We start from the raw sequence: 19,274 nt of genomic DNA on the forward strand, positions 1-19,274 counted from the left end.
GCCTACCCGTGAGGATGCTTGGGTAAGGGCGCATTTCAGGCGTCTCGCTTTGCGAGCACTGTGTCACGGACTGTGTATAAGTACCGGTTATCAGTAGTATTTTATAAGCACCGTTCCGTGGGGGCTGTTATACCGGTACGGAGTGGTAAGTACGGTGTGGTACGTATGGTGCGGTAAGTACGGTGTGATACGTATGGTGTGATACGTATGGTGTGATAAGTATGGTGTCAGCGTCGCCCTCTAACAGGCGCTATCTGCAGGTAGTCAGGCAACACCTCACAGCAAAGGAGAGCATTCTATGGGCATCATTGCGTGGTTGATCATCGGCGGTCTGGCCGGCTGGATTGCCGGTAACATCATGCGGGGCGGCGGTTTCGGCGTGCTGGGTAATATCGGGGTCGGCGTGGTCGGTGCCTTGGTGGGCGGCTTCATGTTCAGCCTGCTGGGTCTATCCGCGGGCGGTTTCATCGGCTCGCTGGTCACAGCAACGGTGGGCGCCGTGGTTCTGCTCTGGATCATTTCCAAGGTCAAGAGTGGCTGACGCCAGCGCCTTGCCTTAGCGCTTTATCGGCAGTCTACAAAAAACCGCCCGGCCATTTGGCCGGGCGGTTTCGTTGCAAGGCTTGTGCAGCCGCGTCATTCGCAGATGGCGATCAGGCGGTAGCGGCGCTCTTGCTGCCGACCAGTTCCTTGAGACTCTCTTCGATGATGGCCAAGCCTTCTTCCAGCACTTCGTCCTCGATGGTGACCGGCATCAAGAAGCGAATGGTGTTGCCGTAAAGACCGCAGGACAGCAGGATCAGTCCCTTCTCGCGCGCCTTCTTGCAAAGCGCACCGGCCAGGTCGGCATCCGGCGTGTGGTTGGCCTTGTCGGTCACCAGATCGATGGCGGCCATGGCGCCCATGTTGCGACCGTTGTCGACACAGTCGAAGTCCTGCTGCCATTGCGCGAAGCGCTTGGCTAGCTTGTCACCCAGCGCCTGGCTCTTGCCGAGGATGTTTTCTTCCTCGAAGACGTCCAGCACCGCCAGGGTCGCCGCACAGGAAACCGGGCTGCCGGTGTAGGTGCCGCCCAGCGAGTTGGGGCCGCAGGCATCCATGACCTTGTCGGTACCGACGACGGCGGAGATCGGCATGCCATCGGCCATGCTCTTGGCCATGGTGATGATGTCGGGCTCGACGCCGCTGTGCTCGATGGCGAACAGCTTGCCGGTACGACCGAAGCCGGACTGCACTTCGTCGATGATCATCAGCATGCCGTGCTCGTCGCAGATCTCACGGATCGCCTTGAGGAAGCTGGTCGGCGCCGGGTAGAAACCACCCTCGCCGAGCACCGGTTCCAGCACGATGGCGGCGGTGTCCTTGGGGTTGGCATCGGTCTTCAGCGCCATCTTCAGGCCGCGCAGGGCTTCATCTTCGCTGACGCCGTGATACGGCACCGGGTAGGGCGCGCGGAAGACGTTGCCCGGCATGCTGCCGAAATCGGTGGCGTAGGGCGCGACCTTGCCGTTCATGGCCATGGTCATGAAGGTACGGCCGTGGTAGCCGCCGTCGAAGCAGATGACGTTGTTCTTGCCAGTGGCACCGCGAGCGATCTTGACCGCGTTTTCCAGTGCCTCGGCACCGGAGTTGGCCAGCATGACCTTGCCATGACCGCGCACCGGCGTGACCTGGCTGAGCTTCTCGGCGACCTTCACGTAGCCTTCATAGGGCATCACGGTCTGGCAGGTGTGCATCACGCGGTCGAGTTGGTCCTTGACGGCCTGCACGACCTTGGGATGGCGATGACCGATATTGAGTACGCCGATGCCGCCGGCGAAGTCGATGATGCGGTTGCCATCGGCATCCCAGATCAGGGCATTCTCGGCGCGGTCGGCAAACTGAGTGGCCGGGCTAGCGGCGCCGTTGGCTACGTAGCGCTGCTTGAGTTCGTTGAGTTGGGCGTTATTCATCAATCTCTCCTGTCAGAGTCACCTGGCGCTCAGAGGCCGCCAATACAGACGTACTTAAGTTCAGTGTAGTCGTCCAGTCCGTGACGTGATCCCTCACGGCCCAGCCCGGATTCCTTGATGCCGCCGAAGGGGGCTAGCTCGGTCGAGAGGATCCCTTCGTTGATGCCCACCATGCCATATTCCAGCGCCTCCATCACATGCCAGATCCGGGCATAGTCGCGGGCGTAGAAGTAGGCCGCCAGGCCAAACTCGGTGGCATTGGCCATGGCAATGGCCTCGGCATCCTCGGTGAAGCGGAAGACGGGGGCCAGGGGGCCAAACGTTTCTTCCCGGGCGACCCGCATCTCAGGCGTCACGTCGGCAATCACCGTGGGCTGATAGAAGGTACCGCCAAGTGAGTGCGGTTCGCCACCACAGATCAGGCGGCCGCCATGTTCCAGTGCGTCACGCACGTGGGACTGCACTTTTTCCACGGCTGCTGCATTGATCAGCGGTCCCTGGTCGACACCTTCTTCGAGGCCATTGCCGATACGAAGTTCGCCGACACGGGCGGCGAGCTTGTCGAGGAAGGCGTCATAGACGCTGTCCTGAACCAGCAGACGGTTGGTGCACACGCAGGTCTGGCCTGAGTTGCGGAACTTGGACGCGATGGCGCCTTCCACGGCGGCGTCCAGATCAGCGTCATCGAAGACAATGAAGGGCGCATTGCCGCCAAGCTCCATGGAGGCCTTCTTGACGGTGCCGGCACACTGCTCGAGCAGCTTCTTGCCGACCGGCGTGGAGCCGGTGAAGGAGACCTTGCGCACCCGCGGGTCGGTGGTCAGCACTTCGCCGATCGCCGCCGGCTTGCTGGCGGTGACGACGTTCAACACGCCGGCCGGCAGGCCGACGTCTTCGGCCAGCTTGGCCAGCGCTAGGGCGGTCAGCGGGGTGGCCTCGGCGGGCTTGATGACCACCGTGCAGCCGGCGGCCAGGGCCGGAGCGACCTTGCGGGTGATCATCGCCAGCGGGAAGTTCCAGGGCGTGATGGCCGCCACTACGCCGATCGATTCACGCATCACCATCAGGCGCTTGTCGTCGCTGTGGCTGGGCAGGGTCTCACCGGCCATGCGCTTGGCTTCTTCGGCGTAGTATTCGATGAAGTTGGCGCCATAGGCCACTTCGCCCATCGACTCGGCGAGCGGCTTGCCCTGTTCCTGGGTCATCAGGCGAGCCAGTGGCTCCTGATGCGCCATCACGGCGTCGAACCAGCGCCGCAGCAGCGCTGAGCGTTCCTTGGCGGAGCGCTTGCGCCAAGCGGGCCAAGCCGCGTCGGCGGCGGCCACGGCATCGCGGGCCGCATCAGCATCGAGGTCGGCGACGTCGGCAATGGTGTCGCCGGTAGCGGGGTTGGTCACGGCAAAGCGCGTCGGCGCCTCGCACCACTGGCCGTTGATATAGGCATTGGACATCAGTAGATCGGACGACATCGTCGACAGGCCTCCAGGGGGTATTGTCATCATATTCAACGAGTGTGCATTATTTAAAACAATCCGCCAAGCCTTATCGAATTGCTTCGTCAAGGCCCTTTTAAGCCGGTCCCTGGGGCTGGGTTAACGTCTTTACGGATCAAGCGCATGGGCGCTCTTGGCCTCTTTCCTGCCGATGCGCGCCCTGTCCCTGTAAGCTAGGCATCGGCGAATCCCCCAGTTTCCGCTAAACTAGGCGCCAAAAATTCCTATGGTTGTCTTGATGACAAGCAGTGCGTGGTGAGGTGAGTCTTGGTCGATCCCCTGAGTGCCTGGTGGGCTCAACAACTGGTGCTGTGCGACTGGGCCTTTTCGCCCGACCCGACGGCTGTGGAGCCGGACCTGGCGGTCCAGCGGCTGGCCGAGATGGAGGTCACGGATCGCGGCGAGCTGGGCTGGCGGCTGATCGAGTCCTTTTCGCCCGGCAGCGTGAACCCGCTGGGCCACCTGGAAAGCCTGGAGCTGCTTGCCCTGGCGACGGCAGCCGGCTGGCTGCCCGTCGAGCAGGCGCATGCCTGGGTAGCCCGCATCTCCGCCGACATCTGCGCGCACTGCAACAGTCTCGAGGATTGGTTGGCCGTGCTGCGTCAGGCACGCAGTGCGCTGGGTTGGGAGCGCGGTGACGATGGTTTCCTGGAGGCCTGTACGGCCCTATCGTCTCTGGAGCACGAAGGCGCCGGCATTACCTGGGAACTACTTGTAGAGACCGTCAGGCGACGTCGTCAGGCGCCGCTGTGGCCGTCGTCTGCTGGAGACCAGGCCTGGCGACTGCGTGCCGCCTTTGCACCCCTGCTGGTGACCGATGCCGATGAGGCCCTGGATGCCCCTCAGGCCCGTGCCTTTCTCGCCGATGAATGGCAGGTCAGTGACCGTGATGGTCTGGTGCGCCTCTTGCTGTGGCTGGCCGGGCAGGGTGATCGCTATGCCTGGGACCTGGATGCCACCCGGCTGCTCGAGGCCTCCCGCGGGCAACGTGAGGCTTGGCTTGCCGGGCAGAAGGGCGACGCGGCGGCCTCCGGCAAGGTCTTGCTGGGCTTTCTCGAGCGCGGCGAAACCCTGGAATGGGCGGCCTGGGATTGGCTGCGGCTGGTCGACCTGGCCTATAGCGGCCTGGCGCTTGGCTGGCTCGACCAGGCCGAGGCACAGGCCTTTGCTCACCATGCCCTGGATTTGATCACGCGCCGCTACAGCGACTGGGTCGCGATGGTGACGGCCTATCAGCGCGGGCGCAGCCTCTTCGATGGGCGTGACAGAGTAGGCGAGCTCAACCGGGACTGGGGGTTGCTTCTGCAGTCGCCGGCAAGCCCCTGGCGGGAGCCGCTCAAGACTCTGCAGGACCAAGGCTGCCTGGAGGCATCTCGCCTGACGATGCGAGCCTGGCGCGCCGATGCGCGTCATTGGGTGCTGGCGTTGGCGTCGGTGCGCGAGCCTGAGCTGCTGCTGCGCCAGGGACCGGCGCCGGCATTGTCGGAGGCCGTGCGCAAGGAGGCGTGCCACTATCTTCAGGAGGTGCTCGGCCTCTACCCCGATGACGGCGTGGCCGGGCTTGCCCGCTACTGGCTGCCGGCCCAGGCGCATCACCTCAATCAATTGGCCGCCGACGCGGATCATGGCGCTCTGCCGAGTCTGACTACGCCCTTTGGTCAGCCCGTCGCGGAAGGACTTGCCCAGCGCGATGCGCTGAGGGGCTGCAGCCGTTTTTCGGCTACCGTCCATATGGCGGAGAAGTACGCTTTCTACCTGCAGATGGCCGGCGACAGCGAAGAGTTCGAGGCCGAGGGCCTGTCACGGCTGGCGGAGTCGCTGCGCGGGGTGCTGTGCCACTTCTACCCGGATGCCCGCCGGCTGCTCAACGCCTGGGCCTGCTGGGAGACTGCGCTGCCCGAGGCGCCGCTCGACCAGACCACCCCGGTCTCTCTGGCCCACGAGATTCGTTGGCACCGGGACGACCCCGGCAGCCCCTTTCACTGGCTCGACTGGCGGGCGGGGGCCAGTTGGCAGGAACCCGGCCCGAGGCTCAGCCTGCCTCGCTTTACCGCCCTGGCCCTGGTCGGACCGCTCAACGGTGGTGCCTGGAGTGAACCACTGCCGGAAAGCGACCGTGAGGTGGAAGCCATACGGGAGTGGATAGACGGCCATTACGGCCTGCAGGACAGCGAGGCACTCAGGGAGTTTCTCGATTACCTGCTCTCGGTCGGCGATCGTCAGGAATATCAGATCAACTATGCGCCTTATACCCTCAATGCCGCTCGGCTCAAGGCAGAAATCGCGATTCTCGAGAGCGATGACTGCAGCGAGGATGAGCGCAATCATCTGCTGCGCCTGAAGCGAGTGCGAGATAACGATGCCGGCTGCAATACCTTCGATATGGCCGCCTGGGACATCGCCCAGGCCGTGGATCTGGCTATCGCCGGACGCCAGCTCGCGTGGCTGAGCGAGGCGGAGTTCAGCGCCGCCCTCGATCGGGCGTCAACGCTGGCCGCGACGCATTACCCTGGCTGGCAGGCCTACGCTCGGGGACTTTATGCCGGCTTTTCGTTCTTCATGGGTGAGACCGATGAACGCAAGGCGTTCCTGTCGAGCTTTCGTGAGGCGCTGGTGGGCTGGCTGACCGGCGCACCGCCGCTGGCCGGCCCCTGGGCGAGCCTGGATTTCCCCGGTGCCCGCCCGCGTCATTGGGCGCCGATGCATATCGACACGCTGCCGGGAGATGCGCGCACCCTTCATTAGGGCTGGGTCTCAGGGCTGGGTCTAAGGGCCGGGGCTCAGGGGTGAGCAGGCACTGTCTTGGGTCGTTGGAGAGGGGCTGCTCGCCGTGGGTCGGGCCATAAAGGCTCGTCATGCCCAGCGTCTGTCGCTATCATGCACGCTTTGCTTGCTCTTGCCCTGCAAGATGCCTGAGCACGTCAGCCTTTTAACTCGGAGTCGCCGCGGCGACGTCCGGACCACAGGGAGGAGGTCAGCGCGATGTCGCGGATTGTCGTCACGACAGTGCTTTTGGCGCTGCTAGCCGGACTTGCGGGCTGTACGACGTCGCCGTCGCCGGCTTCCGAGGTGCCGCCGGGTTATTTCGCCATGCAACTGCCGGGGCTCTCCCGCGGCCCCATGTCACCGGTGGATAACCCGCTGCTCGACCATCAGGGGCTGCATCAGCCGAGTCGCGAGGTGATCCGGGACGCCTTGCTTGAAGAGCACGAACGCTGGCTGGGCACCCCCTACCGACTGGGCGGGCAGAGCCGACATGGCATCGACTGCTCGGCGCTGATCCAGACCATCTTCCGTGAGCGCTTCGAGACCGAGCTGCCCCGTACCACCTCGCAGCAGGTCCATCAGGGGCGGCGCGTCGAGCGCGGCAATCTCAAGGCCGGTGACCTGGTGTTCTTCCGTCCGCCGGGCAGCTACCGTCATGCCGGCATCTACGTGGGTAACGGTTTCTTCCTCCATGCGTCGTCGTCTCAAGGGGTTGCCCTGTCCCGTCTCGACAACAGCTACTGGCGTCGTTACTTCTGGCAGGCGCGCCGCCCGCTGGCGCCGATGCAACTCGCCCAGCGAGCGCTTCTGGCCACCAACGGCTGAATCGGGCCCCCTTCAGGCGGGCCCGCCACCCTCGGATGCCACATGACAGACCTTCTATGATTCAGGCTCACACTCGCGATTGGTGGCGGGCCACCCTGGCGCTTTGCCTGGGCTCCTTCATCGTCTTCATCAATCTCTATGCCCCGCAGCCGCTGCTGCCTGAGCTGCGCAACACCTTCGGCGTTTCGACGCTGATGGCAAGTTTGGTCATGTCCTGCGCGACCCTGGCGCTGGCGGCGTCGCTGCTGATCTACGGCACTCTCTCTGACGCCCTGGGGCGTGGCACCATCATGCGGGTCAGTCTGCTGCTGGTCGCCCTCTGCTCGCTGGCGATTGCGCTGGTGCCCAACTTTGCAGGGTTGTTGGGGCTGCGTTTGTTGCAGGGGCTGGTGCTGGCCGGTCTGCCGGCGGTAGCCGTGGCCTGGATGAGCGATGAGTTCGAGCCCCAGGCGATGATGCTGGCGGTAGGGCTCTACATCAGTGCCAATAGCCTGGGTGGGATCGGTGGCCGGGTGATGGGTGGCTGGGCGGGAGAGGCCGGAGGCTGGCCCCTGAGCTTTCTGGTGGTCGGCACCATCAGCCTGGTAGGTGTCGCAGTGTTCTGGCGATTGCTGCCGCCGGCGCGGCATTTCACGCCATCGCGCTTTCGCCTGGCAGAGGCGCTGGCCAGCATTCGCGGCCACCTGAAAACCCCGGTACTGTTGGTGGCCTGCCTGATTGGTGGCCTGAATTTCATGGTATTCATCAACCAGTACAGCTACATCACCTTCCGGCTAAGCGAAGCGCCTTTCGGGTTGGGGTCTCAATGGCTCGGCATGCTGTTCTTGACCTATCTGGGCGGCACCTTGGGCTCGGCCTGGTCGGGGCGGCTGTCACAGCGCTGGGCATCGCCGCTGTGCATGATGGCGGGCATCGTCATCTTCATGCTGGGAAGCCTTGTCACCCTGGCCGAAGGGCTTGGGGTGATCGTGGTCGGGCTGACCATCAACGCCTTCGGCTTCTTTCTGTGTCATGCGACGGCGTCGGGCTGGGTCGGGCGCAACGCCAAGCGGGCCAGAGGCACCGCCACGGCGCTGTATCTGGTTTTCTACTATCTGGGGGCGAGCCTCGGGGGCTTTTATCTGGAGCCGTTCTGGCAGTTCGGCGGCTGGGAAGGCGTGACCCTGGCTGCCGAACTGGTCCTGCTGGTGACGCTCGTCCTCAGTGCCTGGCTGTGGCGGCGGGGCTGAAGATCGATTATTGCGCCTGAGCGCTGAGCGCGCCCTGGGTGCCCGCTTCATCGCCCCAGACCTCCTCGAGGCGGTCGACCCGTCCGCAGGCAGACTTGTAGAAGTTGTACCTCAGGCTGTTGGTCTTGTAGTAGTTCTGGTGGTAGTCCTCGGCGGGATAGAAGGCCTTGAAGGCTTCGATCTGGGTGGCGATATCGCGCTCGAAGCGGGCCTGCATCTCGTCGAGACTGGCCTTGGCCAGGGCGCTTTGCTGCTCGTTCATTGGGAAAATGGCGCTGCGGTATGAGGTGCCGACATCGCAGAATTGGCGATCAACGGCGAAAGGATCGATGTTGCGCCAGAATACGTTGAGCAATTGCTCGTAACTGACCTCGTCCGGGTCGTATTCCACCTGCACAACTTCAGCATGGTCGGTGCGCCCGGCAGATACCTGGGAGTAGGTCGCGGTATCGGCGCTGTCGCCACTGTAGCCTGAGGTGGTCTCGAGTACCCCGGGCACCTTGTCGAAGGCCTCTTCCATGCACCAGAAGCAGCCACCGGCGAAGACGGCGTCTTTGGTATCAGCGGCGAGTGCGTCTGCCGAGGCGCCAATGGCCAGTGCCAGTGGCAGGGCCCTGAACCAGCGATGAGTGGCCAGGAAAGCAAAGCGATTCGCAGCATGCGGATTGTGCGCCATGATCACTCCCGATGTGTTGGCAATGTTGGTTGGATGGGAACTTGAGCTCAGGGTTCCCTGCCATAGCACTAAAGGTTCTCCCGGCGAGGGCTTCGCCGTCAGCGATGCAGCCAGATGCCAGGCTCGAGAGCCCAGGATGAGTGCCCGGGGACAGGCAGTTGTCGTGTGTCTTGGGCAGCGTGGAATGAAACACCCTGCACTGAGCCTGTAAGGAAGCATCCAGGTATGCGACTCAATGGGTAAGGCCGGTCCCGGGTCGCAGCCGTATCCGTCATTTAAGGAGTATATCCGTTGAACCGACAACGCCTCGTCATTCTTGCCCTCATCGCCCTGGTGGTCGGCGCTTTCTTCTTGAGCGGTGCCCATGACCTCTTGACCCTGGATGCCCTCAAGGCCGAACAGGCGCGGTTTCAGACCTGGCTTGCCGAGGACCCGCTGACGGTGATCGGTGGCTTCTTTGCTATCTACGTGGCGATGGCTGCCCTGTCACTTCCAGGGGCCACGCTGTTGACCGTGCTTGGTGGGGCGCTGTTCGGGCTCGGCCTGGGCCTGGTAATCATTTCGTTTGCCAGTGCGCTCGGCGCGAGCCTAGCCTTTTTGATTGCGCGTACGCTGGCCCGTACGCCTCTGGAGCGGCGCTTTTCTCGTCAACTCGACAGCATCAATAGTGGTATCGAGCGGGAGGGGGCCTTCTACCTGTTCACGCTGCGCCTGATTCCACTGTTCCCGTTCTTCGTCATCAATCTGGTGATGGGGCTGACCCGGATGCGCCTGCGCACCTTCTACTGGGTTAGCCAACTGGGCATGCTGCCGGGCACCGCCGTCTTCGTGAATGCGGGACGCGAGCTGGGAACTCTCCAGTCGCTGGGCGGGATATTGTCCCCTGGGTTATTGATTTCCTTCGCGCTGATCGGCGTCTTTCCCTGGCTGGCCCGCTGGGGCGTGGAGATCGCCAAGCGTCGCCGCATTGCTCGCCAGTATGACAAGCCCGAGCACTACGACTATGACATCGTGGTGATCGGCGCTGGCTCGGCCGGGCTGGTGGCGAGTTATATCGGCGCGGCGGTCAAGGCCAAGGTGGCGCTGGTCGAGCGCGACAAGATGGGTGGTGACTGCCTGAATACCGGCTGTGTGCCCTCGAAGGCGCTGATTCGCTCGGCGCGTCTCGCTCAAGAGATGCGCGAGGCCCAGCGCTTCGGCCTGTCGGCCGCTGAGCCCGAGGTCGACTTCCCGGCCGTGATGGACCACGTTCATCGCGCCATCGAAGAGATCGAACCCCATGACAGTCCGGAGCGTTATCGCGGTCTCGGCGTCGAGGTGGTTCACGGTGATGCCTGGCTACAGACGCCCTGGGAGGTACGAGTCGGCGATCGAGTGCTGACCACTCGACATGTAATCGTAGCCACCGGCGCCCGGCCGCGGGTGCCTGAGCTCGAGGGCCTGGAAGAGCGTGATGTGCTGACCTCCGACAACCTTTGGCAGCTCGAGGCGCTGCCCGAACGTCTGGTGGTACTGGGCGGCGGGCCGATCGGCTGTGAGTTGGGCCAGAGCTTCGCCCGGCTCGGCAGTCGTGTGACACTGGTCGAAATGGGCTCCCAGCTGCTGCCGAGAGAGGATCACGATATCGCCAAGCTCGTCGAAACGCGACTCGAGGCTGAGGGCGTGCGGCTAGCGCTGGGCGCGCGGGCGGTACGGGTCGAACCTGGCCCGAGCCATGGCGACGGTGGGCGGGTGCTGGTCATCGAGCGCGAAGGCCCGCAGGGTGCCGAGACCGAGCGCCTGGTCTTCGAGCGGCTGCTGGTGGCGGTGGGCCGGGAGGCCAACGTCAGTGGCTTCGGCCTCGAGGGGCTTGGTGTGTTGCCCAGGGCCAACGGCACCATCGATGTCGACGGCACCCTGCGCAGCCTGCATCCGAACATCTGGGCCTGCGGCGACGTGGCGGGTCCTTTCCAGTTGACCCATGCCAGCGCTCATCAGGCCTGGCACGCCACGGTTAACGCGCTGTTCGGCGAGTTCAAACGCTTCAACGTCGACTACCGCAACCTGCCGGCGGTGACCTTCTGCGATCCCGAGGTGGCAAGAGTCGGGCTCAACGAGCGTGAGGCAGCCGCACAAGGCGTGGAGGTCGAGGTGACCCGCTACGGCTTCTCAGAGCTCGATCGGGCGATCGCCGACCAGCACACCGAGGGCTTCATCAAGGTGCTGACGGCGCCGGGCAAGGATCGTATCTTGGGCGCCAGCATCGTCGGCCACGGCGCCGGTGAGCTGCTTGGCGAGTACACCTTGGCCATGACCCACGGCATCGGCCTCAACAAGCTGCTGGGTACCATCCATCCCTATCCAACCTTCTCCGAGGCTGCCAAGGCTAGCGCCGGCGTATGGAAGAATGCCCACAAGCCTGAGCGTCTGCTGGGCTGGCTCGAGCGCTATTTTGCCTGGCGGCGCCGCAGTGCCCATGCGTCGGCCACTGCCACCCGCACGGCAACGAGTTCGGCTACTAGTTCGGCTAAGAGGAGCGAAACGCATGCTAGATCGCTGGACCAATGAATGGATCAAGCCGCCGCTGGCCAGGCTCGCCAAGGGCCTGGCCGAGCGCGGCGTGACCCCCAACCAAGTGACGGTCACCAGCTTCCTGGTCGGCATGCTGGCACTGCCACTGCTGGCGCAGCAAGCCTATGGCTGGGCATTGGCGGCGATTCTCGTCAATCGCCTGGGCGATGGCCTGGATGGCGCTCTTGCCCGGCACACCGGGCTTGCCAGCGATGCCGGTGGTTTTCTGGACATCGGCCTCGACTTCCTGTTCTATGCCGCCGTGGTACTGGGCTTCGCCCTGGCGGATCCGCCGGCCAATGCGCTGGCCGCCGCGCTATTGCTGTTCGCCTTCGTCGGCACCGGCAGCTCCTTTCTGGCCTTCGCGATCATGGCCGCCAAGCACGACCTGGCAAGGCCCAGCTTCGAGAGCAAGGCGTTCTACTACCTGCATGGCCTCACCGAGGGCACCGAAACCATTCTGGCCTTCGTGGTTTTCTGCCTGTGGCCCGAACACTTTGCCGTGCTGGCGTCGATCTTTGCTGCGGCTTGCCTGCTGACCACCGGCACCCGGCTATGGGGCGGCTTTCATACGGTCAGGGCAAGGGAGCGCAGCGCATGAGGCATCAACCATGCGTCAAGCTGGCCTCGGGGCTGAGCGGGCTCTTGGTGGCAGGTCTGGGGCTGAGCGCTCTTGCCGAGCCCCTGCAGGTGGCCGAGATCAGCTTCAGTCCAAGCGATATCCTGGGCTGGCCGATGCGTGACTTCGATGGCGAAACCGACTATCGGCTGGTGGAGTTGGACGGAGAACAGGTACTCAGGGCACAGGCTCGCGGACAGGCCTCGGCCAAGTATCTGGAGCAGGAGATCGACCTTGACCGCACCCCCTATCTGCACTGGTGCTGGCGTGTTGCGTCTACCTATCCGGGGCTTGTGGAAACCACCAAGGGCGGTGATGACTACCCGGCGCGGGTCTATGTGGCTCGCAAGACCGGCTGGCTGCCGTTCCAGGTGCAGTCGGTGAACTATGTCTGGTCATCGAACCAAGTGGCGGGTAGCGCTTGGCCGAATGCCTTCACCGAACGCGCCCAACTGCTGGCGCTCGAGGGCAAGGAGGCCCCGGTCGGCCAGTGGGTGGCCGAGGTGCGCGATGTGCGCGAGGACTTCAGCCGCTTGTTCGGTGAGCGCCCGGCGCGCTTGAGCGGCGTCGCCTTGATGACCGACGGCGACAATGCAGGGGGCGATGCCACCGCCTGGTATGCTCGCTTGGCGTTTTCCGACGCCTCTGCGCCGCCTCGCTGTCCGGGGCAGTAATACTCTTAGTCCGGTGCAGTCATAACGGGCAGGTGGCGAGTCGACCGCCCGATCCACCGCTCGTGCTCATGGTATGCGGCAGATGCAAAAGGCAGAGGCAAAAAAAGGGGCAGCCCAATGGACTGCCCCTTTCTTGTCAGCGTTTGCTGAGCGCTATGGGCGAGCTTAGTGCTCCACGCCACCTTCGCCGTGCACGTGGCCGTGCTCGACTTCTTCTTCGCTCGCTTCACGCACTTCGGCGATTTCGACGTCGAAGTTCAGGTTCTGACCGGCCAGCGGGTGGTTACCGTCGACGGTAACGGTGTCGCCTTCGACCTGAGTCACGGTGACCATCAGCGGGCCGCCCTGAGTCTGAGCCTGGAACTGCATGCCCGGCTGGACGTCTTCGACGCCCTGGAAGGCATCACGCGGCACTTCCTGCACCAGGCCTTCCTGGATTTCGCCGTAACCTTCTTCGGGGGTAACGGCCACTTCCAGCTTGTCGCCGGTCGCCTTACCTTCCAGTTCCTTTTCCAGACCCGGAATGATGTTGCCGGAGCCGTGCATATAGGTAAGCGGATCGCGACCTTCGGAGCTGTCCAGCACCTCACCAGAATCATTTTTCAGGGTGTAGTGGAACGCGACTACGGTATTCTGCGCAATTTGCATTGATGGACCTTTCGGTGAGTGCATGTCGCGACAATGGTAACGCGATGGCCCAAGGGCTGTCAGGGGCGTCTGGGGATTTTTCAGCTTGTTCGGAGCGATCATGATGTTGATTCAAGCCTTAGGGCCGCAGTTGCGTGTCGCCCGAGGCAGGGATACCCTGAATTCGACTGTTCATCTTCCTTTCACCCGACTACGAATGCCGCTGGAGAGAATGTCCATGACCGTGACGCTGATCTGGCTGATCGCCTTTGCCGTGATCCTGTTATTGACCGTTAAGAGTTGGAGCGGGGCGTTGGGAACCTTCTTCGAGCGCAAGATGCCATCGCTGTTGCTCAGCGGTGGCGATGACCGCTGGGTCTGGTGCCCGGCGATTGCCGTGCTGGGCGCGACCACCGTGGTGCGCCCGGTCGACATGGTATTCACCGTGCTACTGCTGGCGCTGATCGTGTGGCTTGCCAAGAGCCTGATCGGTTGGGCCATGAACCGGGTCAAGCTGCACTGAATCCGTGTGCAGCATCATCGGCCCCCGCTGATGGTGCTTGCAGGGACGGCTCCGCTTCAAAATCCGCCAAGCAAAAACGACAAGGCCCGCGAGCGTGCTCGCGGGCCTTGTGCGTTCCCTGTGCGTACGACAAGGGCCTGCTGGGCTCTTTCGTGCCAGCTCATGTTCTTGCTAGTTCAGGCAAAGTGCTGGGTCGACTGTCTTTGCCAGCCTCTCGGCGTTTTCCCGATATTAGTACGGTGCCACGCTGAGGTTAGAGCCGCTGCCGATCAGGCGTACGCGCTGGCCGACCTGGAAGGCACGATCGGCTTTCTGCACCACGACCACACTTTGACCGGTATCGCGGCGAATCTCCATTTCCCAGGCGGTGGTCCGGTTAGCGGAATCCTCGATCTTCTTGCCGGCCACGCTGCCGCCGATGGCGCCCGCGGCGGTGGCCAGCGTCCGGCCTGAGCCGCCGCCGATCTGGTTACCCAGCAGGCCACCGATGACGGCGCCGCCGATGCCGCCGAGCGCACCGCTGTTCTGGTCGCCGGCCTGAATCTGTACCTGGCGCAAGGCGGTGATGGTGCCATAGCTGACCGACTGAGCCGTCTTCGCCTGGTTACCGGTGTACACGTCTCCTGAATAGGGGCTAGTGTTGGCGCAGCCGGCAAGCGCCAGCAGGCCGGCGGCCAGTACAGGAAGCAGGGCGTGTGACTTGAGGTAGCGCATGGTAAATCCTCCTTCGCTTACACGTTAAGAAACTCGGAGAGTGATTGGCATCGTTAGGAAACGGTGTTTTTTAACTAGTCTAACGCCATTCTCGGTGCTCGGCCAGTTATGTTTTGACCGCAAGGCATGGCCGTGGTGCCCAAGATTGGTCCCTAGCATTAGTCCTTAACATTAGTGCCTGACGGAAGTGCCGGAAAGCAGTACTGACAGAGTATCGCCCCTGCGGGCAGTTATCGAGACATGAAAAACCCATCCCGCCGGGCGGGATGGGTCATGGTCGGTCACTTGATGCGTCGTTTCTGAGGTGCTGCTTCGTTCGGGTTTGCGACGCTGGTGAATCAGTCCTCTTCGATCACCGGCATGTCACCGGTCAAGACTTCGTCCCAGGCGTCGTCGAGGGAGTAACCCGCGCGGCTATCAACGGTATCGATGACTTCGACGGCGTGCTGCAGAGATTCCCGCTTGCCTTTCAGTGCGACCACCAGTTTGGCGAGTTCCTGCTTGCTGAACGTGTCGGCGATCAGATCGGCTTGGTGGGTCAGTTCGATGCAGTTCATGTGTAACACCTCGTACAGTGGCCATCGGCGATGGCGTTATGGTCCGTTTGCTACTCATGCCGGGCCAGGTAAGTGCCCGTCGCTGCAGTGGCGAAGTGGTCACACGCTTGGAAAGACCATCGCTCAAGGCGCCTGGGTCATCGATCGGAGCGCCTTCGTTGTAGCTCAGTGCAAGGGATCCTGAGTCGGGGTAGCGACACTGGCTTGCGCTGTGATTTGACTATGGTGCAGCACAGCAGAATCGACCATGCCTCATTGGCCGCAGCTTGTGTTGTAACCTGACTACAAAATGGCAATAACGTCGGCGAAATTGTCGATATCCTTCATGAGAGCCGGGAAATGGGAAAACAGACATCAAAAGGGGGAGGCCGATGGCCTCCCCTTGGTGATAATTCGCTCGGTGCGGCGAGTTCGTCGATCAGGCGAACTGGTTCATGGTGTTGTCCTTGCCACCGGCTTTCAGGGCGCCTTCGCCGGAGAAGTACTCCTTGTGATCATCGCCGAGGTTGGAGCCGGCCATGTCCTGGTGCTTGACGCAGGCCAGGCCCTTGCGGATCTCCTGACGCTGAACGCCTGTCACGTAGGCCAGCATGCCTTCCTCGCCGAAGTAGCCCCGCGCCAGGTCATCGGTGGACAGGGCGGCGGTGTGGTAGGTCGGCAGGGTGATCAGGTGGTGGAAGATACCTGCCTCGCGGGCGGCATCGCGCTGGAAATTGCGGGTCCAGTCATCGGCGAGGGTGGCAAGCTCGCTGTCATCGTAGGCCGCGTTCATCAAGTCGGCGCGATCATAGGCGCTGACGTCTCGGCCTTCCTGCTCCCAGGCGTCGAAGACCTGCTGACGGAAGTTGAGCGTCCAGTTGAAGGAGGGCGAGTTGTTGTAGACCAGCTTGGCGTCCGGGCAGACCTTGCGGATGCGGTTGACCATGCCGGCGATCTGGCCGACATGCGGCTTCTCGGTCTCGATCCATAGCAGGTCCGCGCCGTGTTGTAGCGAGGTGATGCAGTCCAGCACCACCCGGTCCTCGCCGCTGCCCGGCTTGAATTGATAGAGGCCGTTGGCCAGGCGTACCGGCTTTCTGAGCTCGCCGTCGAGCTTGATCAGGGTATCGCCCTCGGCGACATCGTCCGCCGAGGCCACCGGTGTGGTCTCGAGGAAATGATTGTACTGGCTGGCCAGGTCGCCGGGCTCGCGGGAGACCGGAATCTTCTGGGTCAAACCGGCGCCCAGGGAATCGGTGCGAGCGACGATCACGCCCTCATCGACGCCGAGTTCCAGGAAGGCGTAGCGCACGGCGTTGATCTTGGCGAGGAAGTCCTCGTGGGGCACGGTCACCTTGCCGGCCTGGTGGCCGCACTGCTTGGCATCCGAGACCTGGTTCTCGATCTGGATGCAGCAGGCGCCGGCCTCGATCATCTTCTTGGCCAGCAGGTAGGTGGCCTCCTCGTTGCCGAAGCCGGCATCGATGTCGGCGATGATCGGTACTATATGGGTCTCGAAGCCGTCGATCTTGTCCTGTGCGGCCCGAGCGCCGATTTCATCGCCCTCGGCGCGAGCCTCGTCCAGCGCCTTGAACAGATGGCCAAGTTCCCGGGCATCGGCCTGGCGCAGGAAGGTGTAGAGCTCCTCGATGAGTGCCGGCACGCTGGTCTTCTCGTGCATCGACTGATCCGGCAGCGGGCCGAAATCGGAGCGCAACGCGGCCACCATCCAGCCAGACAGGTAGAGATAACGCTTGTCGGTGGTGCCGTGGTGTCGCTTCACCGCCAGCATCTTCTGCTGCCCGATGAAGCCGTGCCAGCAGCCCAGCGACTGGGTGTACTGGCGGGTATCGGCGTCGTAGGCGGCCATGTCGCGACGCATGATGCCGGCGGTGTAGCGGGCGATCTCCAGCCCGGTACGAAAGCGGTTCTGAGTCTTCATGCGTGCCGCGTACTCGGGGTTGATGGTGTCCCACTTGCCGCCTTGGGCCTCGCGCAGGGCGGTCAGGGTCTGGATTGCATCTTGATATGCTGACATGGAGCCATCCTCATCGGTCGGTTGTACCTGGCGGCGGCATGCGGCGTCGAGTGTTTCATGCTGCGCTGCAGGATATATCAAGCGTTAATCAGGCAGACGATCTTGTCTGTGCTGCCTTGGTCGAAGGGGACATGGCATTAAATCGGTTGTAATAGGCCGGATAATCTCGGCACCTAAAACGACTGTTTTAATGTCGCCCTGACAACGACTATGGCCCATGGCATCGGGGCTTCACCATGATTACTTAGCGGTAGGGAGCGTTGTAGTAAGACTACAAGCAGGGTCTTTTTCGGCCATGCCTGTAGTCTTGTTTCTGGGGGGAAAGAGAAGGGGTTGCGAATCAATCGCCTAGCGGAAGGCGCATGTTGCGGTGCGGTATCCCGGCATCGATAAATTCATCACCGAAGGCAATGAACCCCAGGCGTTCGTAGAAGGGGAGGGCATGCGCCTGGGCGGCGAGCTCTAGATGTGCATGGCCGTGGGAGCGCGCGGCCTCGATGGTGGCTTGCATCAGCGCCACGCCGATACCCAGACCGCGGGCCTCGGCCAGCACGGCGACGCGCCCGATGTGGCCATCGGGCAGCAGGCGGGCGGTGCCCAGGGCCTTGGAGCCGTGCCAGGCGAGGATATGCAGGCAGTCGGGATCGAGGCCGTCCCACTCTTCCTCCACCGGCACGGCCTGCTCCTCGATGAAGACTAGCCGGCGAATCTCGCCGGCGATGGCCCCCAGTTCGTCCCAACTGCCCTGCTGGAGGGTGACTTCACTGGCATGCGGCTTCATGCGCCATCCTCCATCTCGTCTGCCGGCCAGCTCAGGCTGCCGCGATCCAGCAGGCCGGCGAGCAGCGACGCCGCACCGGGGTAGGCGAGCAATTCGGCATCGATGGACGCCTGCGAGGCCAGGGCCCGGGCCAGGCCCATCTCGCAGGGCAGGCCATCACCGTCGACGAACAGGGTCGCCTGGGTGTCGTCCAGGGCGCGCCAGGCGAAGCGCGAGCCCAGGGTGCGCTCCAGATGCCCCCCGGCTTCGAGCTCGGCGGCAAGCTCATCGACCGGCGTCGGCTCCTCCTGCGGCACCAGCTGGTCGACATACTTGGGCTGGGTCATCGCCCGTCCGAACCACTGGGCCAACTGGGCCGGATCATCGAGGGTATCGAGGATCAGCCGACGCATGCGCTCGAGCGCCTCGTCGTTGAGCTCGCCGGGGTCGGTGGGTGGCGTCATGCCGGCATCGCTGTAGCGCAGGGAGGTCGGCAGCGTCTCGCCCATGTAGTCGGCGAAGGAGGTCACCGACTCGTCGGCGGACAGCGCTCGGAAGCCCACCGAAAGGGTCATGCAGTCTTCCGACTGGCTGACGCCGTGATGGGCGTGGCCCGGCGGAAGATAGAGCATGTCGCCGGGCTCGAGCACCCAGTCCTGGTCCGGCATCACCTCGAAGTGCTCGAGAATGCGCAGGTCGATGCCGTCGATGATTGGGGCATCCTCGTCGACGGCACCGCCCAGCTGCCAGCGGCGCTGACCGTTGGCCTGTAGCAGGAATACATCGTACTGATCGACATGGGGACCAACGCTGCCACCCGGCGGTGCGTAGCTGATCATGATGTCGTCGAGACGCCAGCGGGGCAGGAAGCTGAAGGCTTCCAGCAGGTCGGCGACCGCCGGCACGTAGTGATCCACGGCCTGCACCAGCAGGGTCCAGTCACGCTCGGGCAGGCGCGCGAAGGTGGCCTCATCAAAGGGGCCATGACTGACCTGCCAGGGCTTGGGGCTCCCCTGGTTGTCGCGGCCGTGTTCTTCGACCAGGCGTGCCTCGATGCCTTCCTCGCAGGCCAGGCCCGCCAGTTCATCGGGGGACAGCGGGCTTTCGAGATCCGGGAAGGCGCCGCGAATCAGCAGCGGCTTGCGCTGCCAGTACTGGCCGAGGAAGTCGGCGGCGCTGAGGCCGCCCAGCATGGGCAAGGGCGTGTCGGCAGACATGGTGTGGTGTCCTCAGATAAAGGCAAACAGGCGCTGGCGGAGCCAGCGCCTGTCGGTGGCGCAGTGCGTGGAGGC

At 63.4% G+C, this 19,274-nt stretch carries 17 protein-coding genes; 8 read left to right on the forward strand and 9 right to left on the reverse strand.

All coding sequences use genetic code 11. The annotated features are described in order from the left end of the window. Positions 1-298 precede the first annotated feature (298 nt). A complete protein-coding gene (locus tag HUS66_RS15400) occupies positions 299-541 on the forward strand; it encodes a GlsB/YeaQ/YmgE family stress response membrane protein (RefSeq protein ID WP_112055470.1) in 243 nt (80 codons plus the stop codon). Positions 542-653: 112 nt separating this feature from the next. Here HUS66_RS15400 and gabT read toward each other — a convergent pair whose 3' ends face one another. Both gabT and HUS66_RS15410 read right to left on the reverse strand, forming a co-directional pair. Next, complete coding sequence (gabT, locus tag HUS66_RS15405) at positions 654-1,952, reverse strand: 4-aminobutyrate--2-oxoglutarate transaminase (protein ID WP_175072080.1); 1,299 nt, start codon at positions 1,950-1,952, stop codon at positions 654-656. Positions 1,953-1,981: 29 nt separating this feature from the next. Further along, on the reverse strand, positions 1,982-3,403 hold the full coding sequence (locus tag HUS66_RS15410; protein WP_254628860.1) for an NAD-dependent succinate-semialdehyde dehydrogenase: 1,422 nt from the start codon (positions 3,401-3,403) through the stop codon (positions 1,982-1,984). 309 nt (positions 3,404-3,712) lie between these two features. Here HUS66_RS15410 and HUS66_RS15415 point away from each other — a divergent pair, with 309 nt between their 5' ends. From HUS66_RS15415 to HUS66_RS15425, 3 genes are all read left to right on the forward strand, one after another. Beyond that, entirely contained in the window at positions 3,713-6,190 is a 2,478-nt protein-coding gene (locus HUS66_RS15415) for a YbeU/YbeR family protein (protein ID WP_175072085.1), read from the forward strand. Between the two features lie 237 nt (positions 6,191-6,427). Then, positions 6,428-7,036, forward strand: coding sequence for a C40 family peptidase (locus HUS66_RS15420; protein ID WP_175072086.1), 609 nt, complete (start codon positions 6,428-6,430; stop codon positions 7,034-7,036). A gap of 56 nt (positions 7,037-7,092) precedes the next feature. After that, complete coding sequence (locus HUS66_RS15425; protein ID WP_175072088.1) at positions 7,093-8,265, forward strand: MFS transporter; 1,173 nt, start codon at positions 7,093-7,095, stop codon at positions 8,263-8,265. Between the two features lie 7 nt (positions 8,266-8,272). Here HUS66_RS15425 and msrA read toward each other — a convergent pair whose 3' ends face one another. Beyond that, positions 8,273-8,941 carry a peptide-methionine (S)-S-oxide reductase MsrA gene (gene msrA, locus HUS66_RS15430; RefSeq protein WP_175072089.1) on the reverse strand — a complete coding sequence of 223 codons (669 nt, stop codon included), beginning with the start codon at positions 8,939-8,941 and terminating at the stop codon, positions 8,273-8,275. Between the two features lie 291 nt (positions 8,942-9,232). Between msrA and HUS66_RS15435 the strand changes: the two genes are divergently transcribed. Genes HUS66_RS15435 through HUS66_RS15445 form a run of 3 tightly spaced genes read left to right on the forward strand, consistent with a single transcriptional unit; the run spans position 9,233 to position 12,784 of the window. Continuing rightward, positions 9,233-11,488: an FAD-dependent oxidoreductase gene (locus HUS66_RS15435; RefSeq protein WP_175072090.1), complete on the forward strand. Its 2,256-nt coding sequence runs from the start codon at positions 9,233-9,235 to the stop codon at positions 11,486-11,488. Beyond that, on the forward strand, positions 11,466-12,092 hold the full coding sequence (locus HUS66_RS15440) for a CDP-alcohol phosphatidyltransferase family protein (protein ID WP_175072091.1): 627 nt from the start codon (positions 11,466-11,468) through the stop codon (positions 12,090-12,092). Before HUS66_RS15435 ends, HUS66_RS15440 begins: the two co-directional genes overlap by 23 nt. After that, the gene (locus tag HUS66_RS15445) at positions 12,089-12,784 is read left to right on the forward strand and encodes a DUF3047 domain-containing protein (protein ID WP_175072092.1); all 696 of its coding nucleotides are present in this window, start codon (positions 12,089-12,091) and stop codon (positions 12,782-12,784) included. Before HUS66_RS15440 ends, HUS66_RS15445 begins: the two co-directional genes overlap by 4 nt. 165 nt (positions 12,785-12,949) lie before the next feature. Here HUS66_RS15445 and slyD read toward each other — a convergent pair whose 3' ends face one another. Continuing rightward, positions 12,950-13,432 (reverse strand): peptidylprolyl isomerase, encoded by a 483-nt coding sequence (gene slyD, locus HUS66_RS15450; protein WP_175072093.1) that lies wholly within the window; start codon positions 13,430-13,432, stop codon positions 12,950-12,952. 217 nt (positions 13,433-13,649) lie between these two features. Between slyD and HUS66_RS15455 the strand changes: the two genes are divergently transcribed. Further along, positions 13,650-13,934 carry a hypothetical protein gene (locus HUS66_RS15455; RefSeq protein ID WP_175072094.1) on the forward strand — a complete coding sequence of 95 codons (285 nt, stop codon included), beginning with the start codon at positions 13,650-13,652 and terminating at the stop codon, positions 13,932-13,934. A 231-nt stretch (positions 13,935-14,165) separates the two neighbouring features. Here the strand turns inward: HUS66_RS15455 and HUS66_RS15460 are convergent, their stop codons facing one another. The 5 genes from HUS66_RS15460 to HUS66_RS15480 all read right to left on the reverse strand — a co-directional run bounded on the left by HUS66_RS15460 (position 14,166) and on the right by HUS66_RS15480 (position 19,199). Continuing rightward, the gene (locus HUS66_RS15460) at positions 14,166-14,648 is read right to left on the reverse strand and encodes a glycine zipper 2TM domain-containing protein (RefSeq protein WP_175072095.1); all 483 of its coding nucleotides are present in this window, start codon (positions 14,646-14,648) and stop codon (positions 14,166-14,168) included. Between the two features lie 338 nt (positions 14,649-14,986). Next, complete coding sequence (locus tag HUS66_RS15465; RefSeq protein WP_092526160.1) at positions 14,987-15,205, reverse strand: hypothetical protein; 219 nt, start codon at positions 15,203-15,205, stop codon at positions 14,987-14,989. 418 nt (positions 15,206-15,623) lie between these two features. Further along, on the reverse strand, positions 15,624-17,222 hold the full coding sequence (locus HUS66_RS15470; protein WP_175072096.1) for an isocitrate lyase: 1,599 nt from the start codon (positions 17,220-17,222) through the stop codon (positions 15,624-15,626). Positions 17,223-17,562: 340 nt separating this feature from the next. Continuing rightward, entirely contained in the window at positions 17,563-18,003 is a 441-nt protein-coding gene (locus tag HUS66_RS15475) for a GNAT family N-acetyltransferase (RefSeq protein ID WP_175072097.1), read from the reverse strand. Further along, positions 18,000-19,199 carry a cupin domain-containing protein gene (locus tag HUS66_RS15480; RefSeq protein ID WP_175072098.1) on the reverse strand — a complete coding sequence of 400 codons (1,200 nt, stop codon included), beginning with the start codon at positions 19,197-19,199 and terminating at the stop codon, positions 18,000-18,002. The genes HUS66_RS15475 and HUS66_RS15480 overlap by 4 nt, the downstream gene beginning before the upstream one ends. Positions 19,200-19,274 lie beyond the last annotated feature (75 nt).

The organism is Onishia taeanensis (assembly GCF_013349955.1).
GTDB lineage: Bacteria > Pseudomonadota > Gammaproteobacteria > Pseudomonadales > Halomonadaceae > Onishia > Onishia taeanensis_B.